At 33.4% G+C, this 20,166-nt stretch carries 20 protein-coding genes, 1 riboswitch and 2 other annotated features; of the genes, 18 read left to right on the forward strand and 2 right to left on the reverse strand.

The features are described 5' to 3' along the window. Positions 1-96: 96 nt before the first annotated feature. Genes ahpC through BN1865_RS05515 form a run of 3 tightly spaced genes read left to right on the forward strand, consistent with a single transcriptional unit; the run spans position 97 to position 2,670 of the window. On the forward strand, positions 97-660 hold the full coding sequence (gene ahpC, locus BN1865_RS05505) for an alkyl hydroperoxide reductase subunit C (RefSeq protein WP_050636255.1): 564 nt from the start codon (positions 97-99) through the stop codon (positions 658-660). Next, positions 660-2,261 (forward strand): FAD-dependent oxidoreductase, encoded by a 1,602-nt coding sequence (locus BN1865_RS05510; protein ID WP_050636256.1) that lies wholly within the window; start codon positions 660-662, stop codon positions 2,259-2,261. Before ahpC ends, BN1865_RS05510 begins: the two co-directional genes overlap by 1 nt. 43 nt (positions 2,262-2,304) lie before the next feature. Beyond that, on the forward strand, positions 2,305-2,670 hold the full coding sequence (locus BN1865_RS05515; protein ID WP_050636257.1) for a hypothetical protein: 366 nt from the start codon (positions 2,305-2,307) through the stop codon (positions 2,668-2,670). Here the strand turns inward: BN1865_RS05515 and BN1865_RS05520 are convergent. Further along, positions 2,660-3,364 carry a hypothetical protein gene (locus tag BN1865_RS05520; RefSeq protein ID WP_050636258.1) on the reverse strand — a complete coding sequence of 235 codons (705 nt, stop codon included), beginning with the start codon at positions 3,362-3,364 and terminating at the stop codon, positions 2,660-2,662. The genes BN1865_RS05515 and BN1865_RS05520 overlap by 11 nt on opposite strands. 40 nt (positions 3,365-3,404) lie before the next feature. Next, entirely contained in the window at positions 3,405-3,908 is a 504-nt protein-coding gene (locus BN1865_RS05525; protein ID WP_050636259.1) for a DNA-deoxyinosine glycosylase, read from the reverse strand. 117 nt (positions 3,909-4,025) lie between these two features. After that, a riboswitch (FMN riboswitch) is annotated at positions 4,026-4,143 on the forward strand. Positions 4,144-4,207: 64 nt separating this feature from the next. Here BN1865_RS05525 and BN1865_RS05530 point away from each other — a divergent pair. From BN1865_RS05530 to pheA, 15 genes are all read left to right on the forward strand, one after another. Next, positions 4,208-4,855 carry an ECF transporter S component gene (locus tag BN1865_RS05530; protein ID WP_050636260.1) on the forward strand — a complete coding sequence of 216 codons (648 nt, stop codon included), beginning with the start codon at positions 4,208-4,210 and terminating at the stop codon, positions 4,853-4,855. Positions 4,856-4,868: 13 nt separating this feature from the next. Then, a complete protein-coding gene (locus BN1865_RS05535) occupies positions 4,869-5,327 on the forward strand; it encodes a pyridoxamine 5'-phosphate oxidase family protein (RefSeq protein ID WP_050636261.1) in 459 nt (152 codons plus the stop codon). A gap of 126 nt (positions 5,328-5,453) precedes the next feature. Further along, positions 5,454-6,776, forward strand: coding sequence for an NCS2 family permease (locus BN1865_RS05540; RefSeq protein ID WP_050636262.1), 1,323 nt, complete (start codon positions 5,454-5,456; stop codon positions 6,774-6,776). A 282-nt stretch (positions 6,777-7,058) separates the two neighbouring features. Then, positions 7,059-8,510 carry an IS200/IS605 family accessory protein TnpB-related protein gene (locus BN1865_RS05545; protein ID WP_050636263.1) on the forward strand — a complete coding sequence of 484 codons (1,452 nt, stop codon included), beginning with the start codon at positions 7,059-7,061 and terminating at the stop codon, positions 8,508-8,510. A gap of 400 nt (positions 8,511-8,910) precedes the next feature. Continuing rightward, complete coding sequence (locus tag BN1865_RS05550; RefSeq protein WP_232780336.1) at positions 8,911-10,425, forward strand: LCP family protein; 1,515 nt, start codon at positions 8,911-8,913, stop codon at positions 10,423-10,425. An 82-nt stretch (positions 10,426-10,507) separates the two neighbouring features. Continuing rightward, positions 10,508-10,741, forward strand: a binding site (T-box leader). Between the two features lie 40 nt (positions 10,742-10,781). Further along, the gene (gene aroF, locus BN1865_RS05555) at positions 10,782-11,798 is read left to right on the forward strand and encodes a 3-deoxy-7-phosphoheptulonate synthase (protein ID WP_050636264.1); all 1,017 of its coding nucleotides are present in this window, start codon (positions 10,782-10,784) and stop codon (positions 11,796-11,798) included. A gap of 35 nt (positions 11,799-11,833) precedes the next feature. Then, the gene (locus BN1865_RS05560; protein WP_050636265.1) at positions 11,834-12,298 is read left to right on the forward strand and encodes a hypothetical protein; all 465 of its coding nucleotides are present in this window, start codon (positions 11,834-11,836) and stop codon (positions 12,296-12,298) included. 135 nt (positions 12,299-12,433) lie between these two features. Next, a complete protein-coding gene (locus tag BN1865_RS05565; RefSeq protein WP_050636266.1) occupies positions 12,434-13,009 on the forward strand; it encodes a TetR/AcrR family transcriptional regulator in 576 nt (191 codons plus the stop codon). Between the two features lie 64 nt (positions 13,010-13,073). After that, on the forward strand, positions 13,074-13,385 hold the full coding sequence (locus tag BN1865_RS05570) for a DUF1330 domain-containing protein (RefSeq protein WP_050636267.1): 312 nt from the start codon (positions 13,074-13,076) through the stop codon (positions 13,383-13,385). After that, positions 13,372-14,196 (forward strand): MBL fold metallo-hydrolase, encoded by an 825-nt coding sequence (locus BN1865_RS05575; protein WP_050636268.1) that lies wholly within the window; start codon positions 13,372-13,374, stop codon positions 14,194-14,196. The genes BN1865_RS05570 and BN1865_RS05575 overlap by 14 nt, the downstream gene beginning before the upstream one ends. 124 nt (positions 14,197-14,320) lie before the next feature. After that, positions 14,321-14,571, forward strand: a binding site (T-box leader). Positions 14,572-14,625: 54 nt separating this feature from the next. Continuing rightward, the gene (aroF, locus tag BN1865_RS05580; protein WP_050636755.1) at positions 14,626-15,642 is read left to right on the forward strand and encodes a 3-deoxy-7-phosphoheptulonate synthase; all 1,017 of its coding nucleotides are present in this window, start codon (positions 14,626-14,628) and stop codon (positions 15,640-15,642) included. A gap of 10 nt (positions 15,643-15,652) precedes the next feature. Beyond that, positions 15,653-16,711, forward strand: coding sequence for a 3-dehydroquinate synthase (aroB, locus tag BN1865_RS05585; RefSeq protein WP_050636269.1), 1,059 nt, complete (start codon positions 15,653-15,655; stop codon positions 16,709-16,711). A 1-nt stretch (position 16,712) separates the two neighbouring features. Then, positions 16,713-17,990: a 3-phosphoshikimate 1-carboxyvinyltransferase gene (gene aroA, locus BN1865_RS05590; RefSeq protein WP_050636270.1), complete on the forward strand. Its 1,278-nt coding sequence runs from the start codon at positions 16,713-16,715 to the stop codon at positions 17,988-17,990. Beyond that, a complete protein-coding gene (aroC, locus tag BN1865_RS05595) occupies positions 17,968-19,044 on the forward strand; it encodes a chorismate synthase (RefSeq protein WP_050636271.1) in 1,077 nt (358 codons plus the stop codon). Before aroA ends, aroC begins: the two co-directional genes overlap by 23 nt. Then, positions 19,041-20,162 (forward strand): prephenate dehydratase, encoded by a 1,122-nt coding sequence (gene pheA / locus BN1865_RS05600; protein WP_050636272.1) that lies wholly within the window; start codon positions 19,041-19,043, stop codon positions 20,160-20,162. The genes aroC and pheA overlap by 4 nt, the downstream gene beginning before the upstream one ends. Positions 20,163-20,166: the final 4 nt, after the last annotated feature.

Consider the following 20,166-nt stretch of genomic DNA (forward strand, 5'->3'; position numbering starts at 1 on the left):
TAAACTACATACAGTTAGCAAAAGCTAACTTAAAACACATAATTATGTGTATAAAATAATGAGATAAGTAAAAAATATATATGGAGGTAGAATATTATGTCATTAATCGGAAAAGAAATCAATGAATTTAAAGTACAGTCTTATGTAGGTGGAGAATTTAAAGAAGTTAGTAAAGAAGATGTTTTAGGAAAATGGAGTGTATTCTTCTTTTATCCAGCAGATTTTACATTTGTTTGTCCAACTGAATTAGAGGATTTAGCAAATAAGTATGAAGAATTTAAAAATATAAATTGTGAAATTTATTCAGTATCATGTGATACACATTTCGTGCATAAAGCATGGCATGATGCATCAAAAACAATTCAAAAAATACAATATCCAATGTTAGCAGATCCAACTGCAACTTTAGCAAAAGATTTTGAGGTTTATATTGAAGCTGATGGTCTTGCTGAAAGAGGAACATTTATTGTGAATCCAGAAGGAAATATTGTGGCTTATGAAGTGATTGCAGGAAATGTTGGTCGTAATGCTGATGAATTATTAAGACGTGTGCAAGCATCACAATTTGTATATGAGCATGGTGATGAAGTTTGTCCAGCAAAATGGAAACCAGGAGAAGAAACATTAAAACCATCTTTAGATTTAGTAGGAATGATTTAATGAGTCAAATTTATGATGCTATTATAGTCGGTGGAGGTCCTGCGGGACTCTCTGCCGCTATTTATCTTGCAAGAGCAAAATATAGTGTTCTTGTCCTGGAAAAAGAACAAATAGGTGGACAAATTACAATTACATCAGAAGTTGTGAATTATCCAGGGGTTTTAGAAGCCTCTGGCCATAGTTTAACAACCAATATGCGTAAACAGGCAGAAAATTTTGGGGCCTCATTTCAAATTGCAGAAGTTGAAGCAATGGATTTACAAGGTCATATCAAGACAATCACAACCAATCAAGGACAATTACAGGCTATTGGTGTTGTGCTAGCTACAGGTGCTCATCCACGTCGATTAGGATTTCCTGGTGAAAAAGAATTTCAAGGACATGGCATTGCTTATTGTGCAACATGTGATGGTGAGTTTTTTGATGGCTGTGAGTTGTTTGTCATTGGTGGTGGCTTTGCTGCATGTGAAGAAGCCATTTTCTTAACACAATATGCTACAAAAGTCACAATGATTGTTCGTGAGGAAGATTTTACATGTGCAAAAACAATTGCTGATGAAGTTCGTGCGCATCCACAAATAGATATTGTTTTTGAAACAGAAATTATTGAAGCGGGTGGACATGAACAATTAGAATATGCTGTTTTTAGAAACAATAAAGATAAAACAACATGGCGCTATGATGTCAAAGCAAATCAGCAATTTGGAATTTTCGTATTTGCTGGTTATGTCCCAGCAAATCAATTATTTAAAGATCAATTAGATTTAAATAGTCAAGGTTATCTGTTAACTGATCGTCATCAAAAAACCAATAGAGATGGTGTTTATGGTGCTGGAGATATTTGTGAAAAAGAATTACGCCAAGTTGTAACAGCTGTTAGTGATGGTGCTATTGCAGCAACATCATTAGAAAAGTATATCCCACAAGTAAAATCAGCATATCATATAGAAACAAAAGCTTATCAGAATCATAAACAGGCAAAAGTTGAAGTTTCTCAAAATGATCAACAATTTATTAGTGCTGATATTCGTAGTCAACTCAAACCTATATTAGATAAACTCACAAAAGATATTTATCTAGTTGGAATCCTTAATCAAGATGATTTTTCATTAGAACTCAAAAATTTTATAGAAGAGTTTTCATCATTAAGTCCACATATTCATATGGATTTACAAGATACACAACAATCCCCATTTATCCAAATATGTGATGAAAACAAAAAACCAGTAGGTGTTTGTTATCACTTGGTTCCTGGTGGTCATGAATTCAATTCATTTGTTTTAGCTGTATATAATGCAGCTAGTGATGGTCAACCTTTAAAAGAAGATATTCTTGGGCAGATTCAAGATTTATCATCACATCAACTACAGATTTTTGTATCCTTATCATGTACTATGTGTCCAGAAGTTGTGCAATCAGCACAACGCATCTCACTGGAAAATAAGAATATTCATACATCAATCTATGATTTATCACATCATCCAGAATTTAAAGAACAATATCATATTATGAGTGTACCGTGTATGGTTATTGATGAGAAAAAAGTTGTATTTGGGAAAAAGAATATAGAAGAAATGATTGAAATTATTAAGACTGCCTAGGCAGTCTTTTATTTATAACATAATATATCTTGAGGTGAAATTCATGGATGAATATCAATATGATTATGAAATAAGTGATCCATATATGGAAAGACAAGGCTTTTTTATACCACCATGGTTTTGGTGGCTTATATTTCCACCAAGGCCACCAATGCCAGGACCAGGACCAAGGCCACCATTTCCACCTGGACCACCAATGCCAGGACCAGGACCAAGACCGCCGTTTCCACCTGGACCACCAATGCCAGGGCCAGGACCAAGACCACCGTTTCCACCTGGACCACCAATGCCAGGACCAGGACCAAGACCACCGTTTCCACCTGGACCACCAATGCCAGGACCAGGGCCAAGACCGCCATTTCCACCTGGAGGACCAATGCCTAGAAATGATGAAGACACTACTTTTTAAGCAGTGCCTTCTTTTGTTTACTTTCAATTTTTTTATATTCAATAGATGCAACAACAATTGCTCCAGCCAAATCAAGCATAAGATCCTTCATTGTATCATTTAAAGCTTCATGTCCCTCTAAAGGAATATCTTCCTCATCATATAAGGTTGCACGTGTCGATTTCATATATTGCTGATTATTGGTATGAAATATATCATCAACAGTATATTCACCAATTTCCCACACAGCACCAATGGCTAAAGCCACACTTACAACAATAAGACTCATAAATAATGGTGATACAGATAATGGAATTGTATATTCTTTATCTAAAAATTCAATGACAATAAATCCTACATAGGCAATGACAATTCCAGAGAATGTATGCAAAATAGAATCCCAATAAGGAAATCTTCCATAAAAATTAAAAACATCTCCTAATATTAATCCACTAAAAGCAAATGCAATAAGAATAAAGTCTAACATATTTGGAATTTGAAAATGATATTTATTTTTAATAAATTGTGGAATTCGTAAGACAAACAACATACCTATTAATTGTACCATTGTAAAGATAATTCTTCCTTTATTTGCATCTTTACGTGTAAATAATAATAGAACTGCTATTCCTAACATAATAGTCACTAACCAGAAAATAACTTTTCTAGCAATAATTAAGTAATAAGGCTTTTTTTCCTTAATTGATGATTTCATAACAAAACCTCCCTCGGCATACTAACATGTGAATATGAACTCAAGATAAATCGATATGTGTAGAATTTTGTAAAATGATTTGCCAAGAATCAATCAGTTTTTCTAATGTATATGTGGCATTGGCTGGTGACGATGAAGGCAAACATATATCTTCAATATGAGTCATTGATAAACAATATTTTTGATATAAGCTATGTGCTTTCTTGCCATTTGTATAAATATATTGAATAGATGATGATTCAAGAACTTTTTGAAGATCATTAATAACAACATTATCAATAGAACTATCACTTGAGCCTTTAATTTCACAACTTTCAATAACATCCCACAAGGCAATATGGTGTTTCAATAAAAATTGTTTCTTTTCATCAATAGTGATTAAAGGTGGCTCATGGAAAAGAGCTGATAAAACTTTCCAAAAACGATTTTGTGGATGATGATAAAAAAACGCACCTTCTCTTGATTTGACAGAAGGAAAAGAACCTAAAATTAGAATTTGTGAATCACGGTTATAAACAGGTGGAATATTATGATATTGTTTCAAATTAATCAACCTTTCTTTTTTCTATTATTTCTATTATATCAATTTACAAAACAATAAAAAAGGTATATGATAATAATGCAGATGATGTGAATCATTGACCCATCTTTCAAAATTGAATAGAGTCTTTGTGGCAGGGTGTAAGTCCCTACCGATGGTAAAGTCCATGACCCACTTTTGTGGTTGATCTGGTGTGATTCCAGAACCGACGGTATAGTCCGGATGAGAAAAGACATTTTCTGTGCACACCTAGACATTTTTTGTATAGGTTATTTTTGTTTTAAGAAAGAAGGAGACAGATTATGAAAAACATGAATGTAAAAGAAATGACAACTTTGGGAATCTTATCAGCTTTGGCAATTATTTTGAGCTTATTAGCTTTTTTCCCACTTGTTCCAGCCGTTCCCTGGCTCACCTATGATCCAAAAGATATTGTGATTGTCATTGGGGGATTTATTTATGGTCCTTTTGCTGCTTTTTTGGTAAGTGCGATTTGTGCTGTATTAGAAATTATTTTTAAAGGTGGTACAATTATTGATGTTATGATGAATATTATTTCAACTTGTGCATTTGCATGTGTAGCCGCTGCCATCTATAAAAAGAATCGCAGTAAAAAAGGGGCGATTATTGGACTTGTCAGTGGGATTGTTGTCATGACAATTTGTATGACAATTTGGAATTATATTATTACGCCAATTTATTACAATATGCCACGTGAAGCTGTTGTGACAATGTGGTTACCTGGAATTGTCTTATTTAATATTTTAAAAGCTAGTTTAAATGCTGGGATAACTTTATTGTTATATAAGAGTGTTGTGACGATTCTGAGAAAAACCCATTTGGTTGAAGGGCAAGGGCAACATTCTAAAGGTTCTGGATTAATTATTATTGGTTTATTTATTACAATTTCAATTATTTGTGTTGTGTTAGCTATTCAAGGCTTAATATAAGGAGGAAACGAATATGGAATTTAAAGAAGCAGTCACATTTTTATTTGAAAAATTAGCACCCTCAAAAATTATGGCTTTAGCATCAGGCGTTGATGATCATGTTATGGTTAGAAATGTAAGTTGTTTAATTTATGATGATGCTATTTATTTTAAGACTGACAAGAATTTTAGAAAAACAAAACAGTTATATGAAAATCCACGTGTGGCTTTATGTTTTAGTGGTATTCAGGTAGAAGGTATAGCAACGATAAAAGGTTTGGTTACAGAAGAACCTGGTCGTCAATTTGAAAAACTCTATCAAAAGTATTTATGGGGCAGTTATAATGCTTATAGTCATGAAGATACTGAAATTTTAGTTGAAGTGAAACCTTCGTTTGTTGAAATTTGGGATACAGATGAAAAAAATAAGGCTTATCAAATTTTTATTGATTTTGATAAACAGGAAGTTGAATATAAAAAATATGATGATTAAAATCTTAGGAATTCTAAGATTTTTTCTTTTTTATCAAAAATGTCCGTTGAATATCCGTTTTTTCTTGTCAAATAGAAAAAAACAATGTACAATTTCAATGTTTTTTAAAAAAGAGGGAGGCTATTTATGTTAGAAAAAATCTTTAAGTTAAAAGAAAAAGGAACAACTGTTAAGACAGAAATTCTTGCAGGTGTGACAACTTTCTTAGCAATGGCTTATATCTTAGCTGTTAATCCACAAATGTTAGGTGAAACAGGAATGAGCGTACAGGGTGTATTCTTAGCAACAGCAATCAGTAGTGCTGTCGCAACAATCGTTATGGGATTGTTAGCTAACTATCCTGTTGCATTATCAGCTGGAATGGGAGTCAATGCTTTATTTACATATACTATTTGTTTTAGTATGGGATTAAGTTATCAGGGAGCATTGGCATGTGTCTTTGTATCTGGTATTATTTTCTTAATCATTTCAATTACTGGACTTAGAAAAATGATTATTAATGCAATTCCTGCTCAATTAAAATTGGCGATTGGTGCTGGGATTGGATTCTTTATTGCTTTTATTGGATTAAAGAATGCTGGTATTATTGTTGCTAGTGAAGCAACAGCAGTTGCATTAGGAAATTTAAAAGATCCAGCTGTTATTTTGGCAGTCTTTGGGATTCTAATTACAATTGTTTTATTAGCTAAAAAAGTACCTGCAGCAGTTTTCTATGGTTTATTGATCACTGCAGTTGCTGGTGTTGTGGCTGGATTATGTGGAATTAAAGGAATGCCACAATTACCAAGCGGTATTGTGTCTGTTGATTTTGATTTTAGTTTAATTGGAGCTTTTGCTTCTGGAATGGAAGAATTATTGGCTCATCCAAGCTGTCTAGTTGCGATTTTCTCATTATTATTTGTCGATTTCTTTGATACTGCTGGAACTTTAGTAGCTGTTACTAATCGTGCAAATTTAATTGATGAAAATGGTGAATTGGAAAATGTTGATAAAGCTTTATTAGCTGATTCAATTGGAACTGTTTTTGGAGCAACAATGGGGACTTCTACTGTGACATCTTTTGTTGAATCAACATCAGGTGTTGAAGTGGGTGGAAGAACAGGTTTAACAGCTATCACAACAGGAATTTTATTTCTTTTATCAGTATTCTTCTCACCACTCTTATCATGTGTAACAAGTGCAGTGACTGCTCCAGCATTAGTTGTTGTAGGGATTTTAATGGCTCAACAATTAAAAGGAATTGATTGGGATAATATTGTTTATGCGGCAAGTGGATTCATGACAGTTATCTTTATGATTTTAGCATATTCTATTTCTGATGGGATTGCGATTGGATTTATTACATATGCTTTAACTATGGTTGGTGTTGGTAAGGCTAAAGAGGTCAAACCAATTGTTTGGGTATTGGTTTTATGTTTTGTTGTTTTCTTAGTATTCTTACCAAAATAAGATTGAGAAGCTTCGGCTTCTTTTTTTTATCTAATTTATAGAAAGTAAAATATTATGGAAAGTAATTGAACTATACATCGAAATATCGTTGCATTCTTTATTATTTACTTTCCATAATCTATTAAGAATTTGGATGCGTCAGTCAATATATTTGCTGAAAGCATTGAATGATAAGTTGCTCTGTGCTATAATATGAGTACGGAAGTCTTCGAGGATAAAATGAATATACATGTCTGATGTATCTTTGTTTTGTCCTCTTTTCTTTCATGAAAGGAGATAACTATGCCTAAGATAACGATTTCATCTACCAGAGTCTATTATCATGAATTATCCTATGATACTGCATTCGCTATTCAAAATGATATATCACTCTATCAGTCCATGCTTCATAAGTCATATAGAGAACTCTATAATAACAATAGCATCAACTCCAGATATCTGAAGGATATCTATCATACCAATGACTACTTCCCTTTAAGTGCTATCAGTGAGGCTAAAGGAATACTGAAGTCACAGAAAACATGGCATCATAAGTCGATATCAATGAAAAAGAAGAAACTAAGAAAGACTGAAAAGAAGATAGATCAGGAAACAAAGTTTCTTAAACAGTATAGAATGACCAAGTCTACTCTTATAGCGCTTTCTAAAGCGATTGCACATGGTGAAGTACTTCCGCCTGTCTACAGATGCAGGGATATGAAGTGGTGCAGTCGTGATCCTCTTCACTGCTACTATAGAAATCAGTATATGCTTCTCTATATATTTGAAGTTCAGCATCTCAATAAGCTGATGAAAGCAACACGTCATCGCATCAGGATGCTCAAGTACCGAAAGACAAGAATGGAGCATAAGATAGAAAAGCTTGAAAAGAGGATGAAGCAGATTCGTTTTCATAAAAACAGGTATATGAAGATAACCGGAAGAAGTCAGGGCAGATACTGCAACAATCTGTTCAAGTATGATCATGAAAAGAAGACAATGACATATATCGATACCCATCAGAGAAAGCATACGTTTTCACTTGATTTTCCCTATCGCAGGGAAGAACTGATAAGAGTACTGAATCTGAAGCATGCCACAAAGGGAAAGGCAGTGTGCTATACACTCATGGATAAAGGTGATTACTTCATTATCAGTGCAGCAATAGAACTTGATGTGAAGTATGAGGAATGCCTGTTTGAAATCACAGAAGGAACAGTTGGAATAGATATCAATAATGACAGGATATCATTAAGCGAGATAGACAGACACGGGAATCTGATATACTGCCGTGATATTCTATTTGATCTCAGCAGTAAGACATCAAGTCAAAGAAAATGGATCATAGAAAACACAGTGAAACAGATTATCGGGTACTGCAGAGAAGTTGGTAAGCCACTGATCATAGAGGAACTTAACTTTGAAAAGAAGAAAAAGGACTTTGAACTGTACAATCAGAATAAGCAGTATCAGAGAATGCTAAGTGAATTCTCATATCGAAAGATCATTGAAAAGCTTTACAGTCGCTCATACAGAGAAAGGATAGGAATCAATGAAGTGAATCCGGCGTATACAAGTATCATAGGAAAGTTGAAATATGCCAGACAGAAAGGAATCAGCATACATAAGGCAGCATCATATGTGATAGCCAGAAGAGGAATGGGATACAGTGAAAGACTGCCATTAAAACAGTATCAGCAAATCAACGAGCCACAACTCACAAGGTGGAGGAACTACAGTCAGCTAGCTGCATAATAAAAAAATAACCAGTTCATCATTATGGTTATGATATGAATCAGAGAAAGAATACATGGTCATAGTGAACGAAATGGACTGGCTGTTAAAACAAAAGAACTATAGAACAGATTCTCGTCGTACTTACAGACAATGCGTTATCCGATAGACAGGAGGAAATGAGATATAGTTATATCCAGATGGCAAGAAACAATCTGGAGCCTGACTATAAGTCAGGTGGAATTATTGAAAATAATTCCCTTTCTTGCAAGTTGGATACAAAAATTTCACAAGTTATACATAACTTTAGCATATAATAACAAATGTTATGAAATGACAAATAGAAAAATTATATTTGTAATTATGCATTGAGTGTGTATAATAAAAGTATTATTGATATTATGTAAGAAAAGAGGACAATATGAAAACATTTATGAAAAAAATACTTTCAAGAAGATTATTATTTATTTTATCTCTTGTGGCAACAATATTTTTTGGGTTTGTTATGTTTGAATTACAGATTTTACCATTAAAATATTACATACCATTAATGATTGTTCTATTGATTTTTGTTGTATCTTTATATTTTGGTGAAAAAGATAAACATGATCGACATCCAGTGAGAGTTACATTTTTAAAACTTGTTAATATTATATTAGCAGTTGCTTTAGTGTTTGGTGGATTATCAGGCATGAAAGGATCAGATCTTTTAGCTGCAATTACAGGTGGTGGAGATCAAACTGTTGAGATGGATGTTGTTGTATTGAAAAGTTCAGCATTTGAATCTTTAAAGGATTTAAAAGGAAAACCTTTTGGTGGCAATACAGCTATGGATGCTATTAATGTCAATAAATGTGAAACAATCATAGAAGATGAAATTGGTAATATTGATGTGACTCAATTAACTACATATGCAAATGTTATTAGTGCATTAGAAAAAAATCAAATTTCTGCAATGATTGTCAAAGCGGTTGATCTTGAATCTTTTGATGATATTGAAAAAGGTTTTAATGAAAAAATTAAGATTATTAAAAAAATAGATATTAAGATTCCAAGTGTTTCAGCGAATAGTGCGAAAGTTACAAAAGAACCATTTCATATATTAATTAGTGGAACAGATAAAGAAGGACCAATTGGGACATTTGCATTATCTGATGTGAATATGATTGCAACAATTAACCCTGTTACAAAACAAGTCTTTTTAACAAGTATTCCACGTGATTACTTTGTAGATATTGTAGGAATGGATGGTGTGAGTGGTAAGGATAAATTGACGCATAGTGCTAAAGGTGGTATGCAATGTACTATCCAAACAATAGAAAACTTTATGGGAATTAAGTTTAACTATTATGCAAAATTTAACTTTACATCATTTATGAATGTTGTTGATGCTTTAGGTGGTATTACAGTTAATGTGCCTAAATATAGAGTAGTTGGCAGAGATGATGGTGTCTTTGTTACAAAAAAAGGAAAATATACAATTAAGCCTGGTGAAAATCATTTTAATGCAAAACAAGCTTTATCTTTTGTAAGAGAAAGAAAGGCATTTGTTGAAGGTGATACAATTCGTGGTAAAAATCAGATGTTAATGTTAAAAGCAATTTTGAAGAAGTGTACTTCAGCAACGATTATTACTAAAATGGATGGTGTTTTTGAATCATTAAAAGATAGTTTTGAAACAAATATGACTTCTCAGGAAATTAAATCTTTGATTAATATGCAAGTTGATGATATGTCATCATGGGATGTTCAATCATATCATTTAGATGGTGATCCTTCACAACGTACAAAGACTTTAGCAACTGTGGGAGATGTTACTAAAGTGAATCCAAATGGAATGTTTATTACAATTCCTGATCAAACATCAATAGATCAGGCAAAACAGTATATACAATCAGTGATGAATGGTGAAATTATTAAAGTAAAAGATGAATAGTTTGATAAGCTTGTTACTTAACGGTAATGAGCTTTTTTGTTCTAAATTCTTGACATCATTCATAATATTATATAGAATATGGATAAATACAAAGAAAAGAAAGAGTAAATGATATAAACAATTGTAGAGAGTTCTTGGGTGGTGAAAAAGAACATTGGGTTATCATTGAATACATCTTGGAGTAGGCGGCTGAATAAAGTAGGTTGGCACGGATACACCCGTTATTGTGTTAGAGTATGTTGGTACTCGAAGAGGTTGCTATTGTGAGATAGTAACGAATTAAGGTGGTAACGCGATGGTCTCTCTCGTCCTTATGTGGATGAGAGATTTTTTGTATATAAGAGGAGGAAATAAAAATGATTATTGTATTTAAACCAAAAGCAACTGATGAAGATTTAAAAAGAGTGGTGACAAAGGTAGAAAAGTTTGGCTTGAGTGCGCATGTGTCTCAGGGTGAAGAAACAACGATTGTTGGACTTGTTGGGGATGTCACAAAAGTTGATCCTAAACAAATTGAAGTTGATGAAGCTGTAGAAAAAGTTATGCATGTCAGTGAGCCTTATAAATTAGCCAACCGTGCATTCCATCCAGATGATTCAATCGTTGATGTCGCTGGTGTAAAAGTTGGTGGAGATCATTTGGCATTGATTGCTGGTCCTTGTTCAGTTGAATCAAAGGAACAGGTGATTGAAATTGCAAAGGCTGCTAAAGCGGCAGGAGCCAATATGTTAAGAGGTGGGGCATTTAAGCCAAGAACATCACCATATGCTTTCCAGGGAATGGGAACAGAAGGGTTAGATATTTTAGTGGCTGCTAAAGAAGTAACAGGACTTCCTATTGTTTCAGAATTGATGAGTGCTGAATATATAGATGAATTCAATGAAAAAGTAGACCTTGTTCAAATTGGTGCAAGAAACATGCAAAACTTTGACTTATTAAAAGAAGTTGGAAGAAGATGTACAAAACCAATCCTGTTAAAGAGAGGGCTAAGTGCAACATTTGAAGAATGGATCATGAGTGCTGAATATATCATGGCAAGTGGAAATCCAAATGTCATCCTATGTGAAAGAGGTGTCAGAACATTTGAAACATATACAAGAAATACATTGGATTTACAGGCTATTCCAGTGATTAAGAAATTAACACATTTACCAATCATAATTGATCCATCACATGCCGGAGGGAAATGGTGGTTAGTAGAACCAATGGCAAAGGCAGCAGTGGCAGCAGGATGTGATGGTTTAATGATAGAGGTGCATAACAGTCCAGAGACAGCCTTATGTGATGGACCCCAATCATTAAAACCAGAAAAATATACACAATTGATTGAACAAATCAAAGAAATAGGTAAAATAGTAGGTAAAGAAGTTTAAAGTTATATAACTGAAAAATATTAATGGAGAAGAATATGAAAAAGAAAATTGGTCTTGGGTGTTTAGTTGTTTTAATCTTGTTAGGAATTGCTTTGATATATCAGGAATCTCAAAGGAAAGATGAGGATTCATTAACTGCTAATCCTCAATCAATAATTAATGGATGGAACCTTCAATTACCTGAAAAAATGGAAATAGAATATCAACGACAATCACCTATCGTATTTGCATCAGATGGGTTAGAGTATTTTATTGCTCATTTTGAGGATGATGAAATTTTAGATATGATGTCTTTTCAAAAAAAACAAAATAATGAAATAGCAGACAAATTTCAAGAATTGTGGGATTGTTGGATTCCTGATGGAACGGATGTTCCTATGCCACCATTTGTTCAAGACTATTATTTCATTGAAATCAAGAAAAATGATGGATTTGATACTCTTTATGTTGTTTATTTTCCAATGGAACATCGTCTTTATGTTTTAGAAAACCGTGTATAAAGTATATGGTTAATAATTAAAAAATGATAAAGTGAATGAATAAAAAGTGCTGATAGGAATATGAGCACTTTTTATTGACAAAAAATGAAATAGAGATTAAAATAAATGCAAGTAAACACTTGCAAAGGAGAGGTTATGGATAAAACAAAACAAAAAATTATAGATGCAACTATGAAACTTGTTATGGAGAAAGGATATGCGTCCATGACAACAAAAGAAATTGCTGAGTATGCCCATGTGAATGAGAGTACACTATTTAGAAAATTTGGAAGTAAAAAAGAGATTGTCTTAAGTGCTATGCAAGCCAATTGGCATCCTCATCTTACATCTGATGACTTTTATCCAATCACTGGTGATTTATACAATGACCTTCTCCATTTTTCATCTGTTTATATGGAAAAAGTCACACCACAATTTGTTAAAGTTTCTATTGGACTCAGAAGTCCAGAATTGTTTCAAGATACAGCTGAGTGGATTATGCAAGTTCCGCAAGTTTTTAAAGATGTGCTGATACAATATTTTAAAAATATGCAGGAATTAAATCAAATCATTCAACAAGATATGGAAGCATTAGCAATCAGTTTTTTATCAATGAATTTTGGTTTTGTATTCTTGAAAGCATCTTTTGAAGATCATCTCACAACACTTTGTGCAGATGAATATATTCAAAAGAGTGTGAAAGTTTTTGTCAAGGGGATTCAAAAGGTATGACACTTTTGTGTCATTTCTTTTTAGTAAAAAATGCAAGTGAACACTTGTGTAGAAGGAGAGAAAAATGAGTTGTTATTTTATTGTTCAGGTGTTTTGCTCAGATGAGCAAAAAAGAAAAGGATATGACGAATATATTCAAACTGTGAAACCAATTGTAGAAAGTTATAAAGGTGAATATCTTGTGAGGACTGAAAATGTCATATCGTTAAGTCATGAGTGGAAACCAGAGAGAGTCATTGTTATTCGTTTTCCTCATCGTAAATTATGTGATGAATGTTTTCATTCACCAGAATATTTAAAAATCAGTCATAAAAGAGAATTAAATGTTGAAAGTCATGCGATGATTGTAGGAGGAATAGAAAATGAAAATATGTGAAGGTCTTCATCAAATAAAAATAAATTTTCATGTGACACCACAAATAGAAAGATATGTTTATGTTTATATTTTGACAGGTGAACATTGTTATCTTATTGATACAGGTGTACATGGCTCAGAAAAGAAAATTGAAGATTATCTTCATCAAATAGGCTATCAAATAGAAGATGTTCATGGTATTTTTTTAACCCATGCACATCCTGACCATATGGGGAGTGCTTATGCGATTCAAAAGCAAAGTGGCTGTCCAATTTATGCAAGTCAAGCTGAAAAGGAGTGGATAGAGAATATTGATAAACAATTTAAAGATAGACCTATTCCAAATTTCTATAGCCTTTTACAAAATTCTGTTGATGTTGATTTTGTTATTGAAAAGGAAATGGAAATTAAATTGGAAGAAAAGTTATCTATGCGTATTTTGTTAACACCTGGTCATTCTCATGGTTCACTTTCGTTTTTAGTCAATCATCATATATTATTCACTGGTGATGCTATTGCTGTGATTGGAGATATTCCTATCTATACCAATGTTTATCAAAGCTTAGAAACATTAAATCAGTTCCTTACAATCCCTTCTATAGACTATTATTGTCCTGCATGGGATACTGTATATCCACAGGAAGTTGGTCAAGAAAAAATAAGACAAGCTATTCATCTGATTCAATCTATTGACGAATGTGTTCAAAAGATCATGAATCATTATCCATTGCTTAGTCATGATCGATTATTTGAACTTGTTTGTTATCAAATGAAAATGGAATCTTTTACACAAAATCCGTTATTTAAGAAAACAATACTTTGTCATATTTAGAACAGGGAAATCATAATTTATTTTTCGAATATATGGAAAAATAATGAAAATATTTATATTTTAGATAAAAGTCATTGACAAATGAGAAGATATCGCATAAAATACTAACAACAAAACTACTGATATAAATACAGTGAAAAGAAAGAGTAGATTATTGAACTTGCGTAGAGAACTCTTGGTTGGTGAAAAAGAGTGAGGGAATTTAATTGAATTCATCTTGGAGTAGACGGCTGAACAAAGTAGGCTTAGTCCGGGAATGCCCGTTATAGCATGAGAGTATGAACCTAAAGGTTAGGCGTACTTGATAAGGCTTTATATAGTGATATATAAGCAAACTAAGGTGGTAACACGAAAGATGTATCTCTCGTCCTTATGGATGAGAGATTTTTTATTTATACAGTAGGGGAAAAAGAAAAGGAGAAAAAGATTATGATTATTGTATTCAAACCAAAAACAAGTGAAGAAGATGTAAAAAAGGTGGCTTCAGTCGTTGAGGCAAAAGGATTAACAACACATATTGTTGTGGGGGAAGATGTGACAATTTGTGGTGTGATTGGAGATACAACAAAAGTAGATCCTAAACAAATTGAAGTTTCATCAGTTGTCGAAAGAGTTATGCATGTCAGTGAGCCTTATAAATTAGCCAACCGTGCATTCCATCCAGATGATTCTATCGTTGATGTCGCTGGTGTGAAAGTTGGTGGAGATCATTTGGCATTGATTGCTGGTCCTTGTTCAGTTGAATCAAAGGAACAGGTCATTGAAATTGCAAAGGCTGCTAAAGCGGCAGGAGCCAATATGTTAAGAGGTGGGGCATTTAAGCCAAGAACATCACCATATGCTTTCCAGGGAATGGGAACAGAAGGGTTAGATATTTTAGTGGCTGCTAAAGAAGTAACAGGACTTCCTATTGTTTCAGAATTGATGAGTGCTGAATATATAGATGAATTCAATGAAAAAGTAGACCTTGTTCAAATTGGTGCAAGAAACATGCAAAACTTTGACTTATTAAAAGAAGTTGGAAGAAGATGTACAAAACCAATCCTGTTAAAGAGAGGGCTAAGTGCAACATTTGAAGAATGGATCATGAGTGCTGAATATATCATGGCAAGTGGAAATCCAAATGTCATCCTATGTGAAAGAGGTGTCAGAACATTTGAAACATATACAAGAAACACATTGGATTTACAGGCTATCCCAGTGATTAAGAAATTAACACATTTACCAATCATTATAGACCCATCACATGCCGGAGGGAAATGGTGGTTAGTAGAACCAATGGCAAAGGCAGCCGTGGCAGCAGGATGTGATGGTTTAATGATAGAAGTGCATAATAGTCCAGAGACAGCCTTATGTGATGGACCTCAATCATTAAAACCAGAAAAATATACACAATTGATTGAACAAATCAAAGAAATAGGTAAAATAGTAGGTAAAGAAGTTTAGGAGTGAAATTATGGAAATGAAAGTGAATTTAGGAAAAGACAGTTATCCTATATATATACAACAAGGATTATTAGATGAGGTTTTAAGTTATATCAAACCTGTTTTTCAAGGCAATAAGATTATGATTATTTCTGATGATCAAGTGTTCTCATATTATGGAGAAAAAATAGAAACCCAATTAAAAAAAGAATATGAAGTTTCTCATATTGTTGTTCGTCATGGTGAACAGTCAAAAAGATTTGATATTTTACCTGAACTTTATAATGAATTGCTTTCATTTCAATTAACACGTACTGATTTAATCATTGCCTTAGGTGGAGGTGTGATAGGTGATTTGGCAGGCTTTGTTGCAAGTACTTTCTTGCGTGGTGTGAAGTTTGTCCAAATTCCTACTTCCCTATTGGCTCAAGTTGATTCGAGTGTTGGTGGAAAGGTTGCGGTTGATTTACCGGCTGGTAAAAATTTAGTTGGTGCTTTTAAACATCCCAGTCTTGTTTTGATTGATCCAAAAACACTAAAGACCTTAGATAAAAGATTTATTAGTGATGGCATGGGTGAAGTGATTAAATATGGCTGTATCTTTGATGCAGAACTATTTAAGCAACTGGCAACTTATTCATCATTTGAAGAATTATATCAGGATATTGATGAGATTATTTATCGTTGTGTTGATTTAAAAAGAGATGTTGTTGAAAAAGATTTATTTGATTTTGGAGATCGTCTGGCATTGAATTTTGGACATACTTTAGGTCATGCGATTGAACAATATTACCATTATGAAAAATATTCACATGGTGAAGCTATTAGTATTGGCATGGTTCAACTAACACAGATTGCTGAAATGAAAGGATTAACAAAGCCAGGAACTGCTAGTCAAATCTGTGATGTCTTAAAGACTTATCAATTGCCACATGTTTCTCATTTAAAAACAGCAGATTTAAAACAGGCTATGGCTGTTGATAAAAAAAATATCAATAAAAAATTGTCTTATGTTCTCTTGCATGAAATAGGACAATCCTATATTTATCCAAGTGATTTAACTTTTATCGATGAAGTGGAGGAGGTTTAAAATGGCAATAACAATAACACCTAAAAAATTAAAAGGAAGTGTGGATGTTCCTCCTTCAAAAAGTATGGCTCATCGTGCGATTATTTGTGCATCACTTGCGAGAGGGAAAAGCGTCATTCGTCATATTGAATACTCTAAAGATATTGAAGCAACCATTTCAGCAATGAAAGCATTAGGAACAATGATTTTTCAATATGATGATTATTTAGAAATAGATGGAACAACTACTTTTATAAGAAATATGTGTGATATTGATTGTCATGAATCAGGTTCGACTTTAAGATTTATGATTCCTATTTCTATTGTTTGTGAAGCAAATGTTCATTTTATAGGACAGGGACGTTTGGGGAAACGCCCATTGGATGTTTATTATAAAATATTTGATGAACAAAATATTGGTTATTTATATCAGGAAGATGTTTTAGATTTATATATTAAGGGACAACTCAAAGCTGGTGAATTTGAAATACCTGGGAATGTTTCGTCACAATTTATTAGTGGTTTATTGTTTGCATTGCCATTACTAGATGATGATTCCAAAATTGTGATTAGCTCACCATTAGAGTCTAAGGGTTATATTGATTTAACATTGCAAATGTTAGAACAATATGGTGTGCATATTGAAAATCATAACTATCAGGAATTGGTGATTCCGGGTGGACAAACATATCAGCCATGTGATTATGATGTAGAAGCAGATTTTTCTCAAGCAGCCTTTTATTTAGTGGCTGGTGCTTTAGGCAATGATGTTGTTTTAAAAGGGTTGAATTTATCAAGCCAGCAAGGAGATAAAGAGGCGATTGATATTTTAGAGCGAATGGGATGTCAATTAATGCTTCAGGATGATGGATATCACATGTATCCAGGGCATCTTAAGGCCACAACTATTGATGGCTCACAATGTCCAGATATCATTCCTGTCATTGCTTTAGCATGTGCATTGAGTGAAGGTGTAACACGTATAGAAAATGTTGGACGTTTGCGTATTAAAGAATGTGATCGTTTATCAGCAACTGTTGAAGTTATTAATCAGTTAGGTGGCAAGGCTAAAGAAGAAGCTGATGCAATGGTTATTGAAGGGGTGAAAACACTTCGTGGGGGCCAAGTGTCTTCGTATAATGATCATCGTATGGCAATGATGGAAGCCATTGCTTCAACTGTTTGTCAAGAAAAAGTTGAAATTGATGATAAGGATTGTGTGCAAAAATCTTATCCTTGTTTTTGGGAACATTTTACGATGTTAGGAGGTGTATATGATGAGTTCAACGTGGGGGACTAATATTGAATTATCTATTTTTGGTGAAAGTCATGGACAGGCTATTGGTATTGTTATGGGGAATTTACCAGCTGGTATTCCATTAGATATGGCTGATATCAAACATCAGATGAAACGTCGTGCACCAGGACAAAACATCATGTCAACACCGCGAAAAGAAAAAGATGAAGTTCATATTATGAGTGGATTGATGAATAATGTCACCACAGGAGCACCATTATGTGCAATGATTTATAATAGTGATCAACACTCTAAAGATTATTCTTTATTGCAAGAATGCATGCGTCCTGGACATAGTGATTATCCTGCTTATATCAAGTATAAAGGTTTTAACGATGTCAGAGGTGGAGGGCATTTTTCTGGCAGAATCACAGCACCAATTGTTTTTGCAGGCAGTGTTGCCAAACAAATCTTAAAACAAAAAGGGATTGTGATTGGTGCCCATATTCAAAGTATTAAAGATGTTTATGATGACTCTTTTGGCGTTGATATTTCTTCACAGGATATTGAAAATATGTTACAGCAACAGTATCCAACTTTAAATCCTGATGTTTTTGAAAAAATGCAGGCAACAATTGAGGAAGCAAGAATGCACCAGGATTCTGTTGGTGGGATGATTGAATGTGCGATTTTAAATGTTCCAGCAGGTTTGGGAAATCCATTCTTTGATTCCATTGAGTCACATTTATCACCTTTGTTATTTAGTATACCAGCAGTCAAAAGCGTGAGTTTTGGATTGGGTGAAAAAATCACAGAGTTATATGGACATGAAGCCAATGATTGTTATTACTATGCAGATGAGAAAGTGAAAACAAAGACCAATCATAATGGTGGCATCACAGGTGGAATCAGTAATGGTATGCCTATTATTTTTAAAGTAGGTATAAAGCCGACACCATCCATTTCTCAAGTTCAGCAAACGATTAATGTCAAAACAAAAGAAAATACAGAATTAGAAATTACAGGAAGGCATGATCCATGTATTGTACCTAGAGCAGTTGTCGTTGTTGAATCAATGGCTGCATTAGGTATTTTGGATATGATAAAAGATATATGAAAGATTTAGAAACATGTCGTCAGGAAATTGATGAAATTGATCAGCAAATGATTGCTTTATTTGAAAAGAGAATGAATGTTGCAAAAGATGTTATTACATATAAATTAGCACATGATATGGAAATATTTCAATCTGAGCGAGAATTACAAGTGATTGAAAAAAATACGAATCGCATTTGCAATGACGAACTGAAAGGTTATGCCAAAACATTTATTCAAGATATGATGAATATTTCAAAGTCCTATCAGGCTTCATTTATTCCACCTCAAAATGTTTATGAACTTTTACCAGCCCGTCGTGAAAATATTGTAGTCGGTTATCCAGGCGTGACTGGGGCTTTTTCTGAAGAGGCATTAGATACTTATTTTGGTAGTGAAACCAAAAGAAAAAATTATGAACATTTTGATGAGGTTTTTGAAGCATTGAAGAATGATGAAATTGATTATGGTGTTGTGCCTTTAGAAAATTCTTCAACTGGTGCTATTAATGATAACTATGATGCCATTAGAGATTATGGATTCTTTATTGTTGGTGAACAGAGTCTTTCTATATCTCAACATTTATTAGGAATTCCAGGCAGTTCTTTAGCTGACTTAAAAGAAGTTTATTCACATCCTCAGGGCTTATTACAGAGTCGTCAGTTTTTATCTGAACACCCTTGGATTCATCAAAGAGAGTTTGCAAATACATCTTTAGCTGCCCAATATGTGGCTAATGAACAAGATAAAACAAAAGCAGCCATTGCTTCTGATAAAGCAGCTAAACTTTATGGCTTAGAAATCTTACAAGAAAATATTCAAAATTTAAAGACAAATGCAACACGTTTCATTATTTTTGGAAAACATTTAGAAACATCAAAAGATGCTTCTCATGTGAGTATTGTATTGACTTTAAAACATGAAGTGGGATCACTTTATCAGGTGATGAAAGTCATTAATGATCATCATATCAATATGTTAAGAATTGAATCAAGACCTTTAAAAGCAACACCATGGGAATATTTTTTCTATGTGGATATTGAAGGAAATTTAGAAAATGAAAATATTATTTTGGCATTAGAGGATATGAAAACTCATACCATTACTTTAAGAGTGCTTGGAAATTATGCGAAAAAGTAGGAGA

The organism is Candidatus Stoquefichus sp. SB1 (assembly GCF_001244545.1).
Lineage (GTDB): Bacteria > Bacillota_I > Bacilli_A > Erysipelotrichales > Coprobacillaceae > Stoquefichus.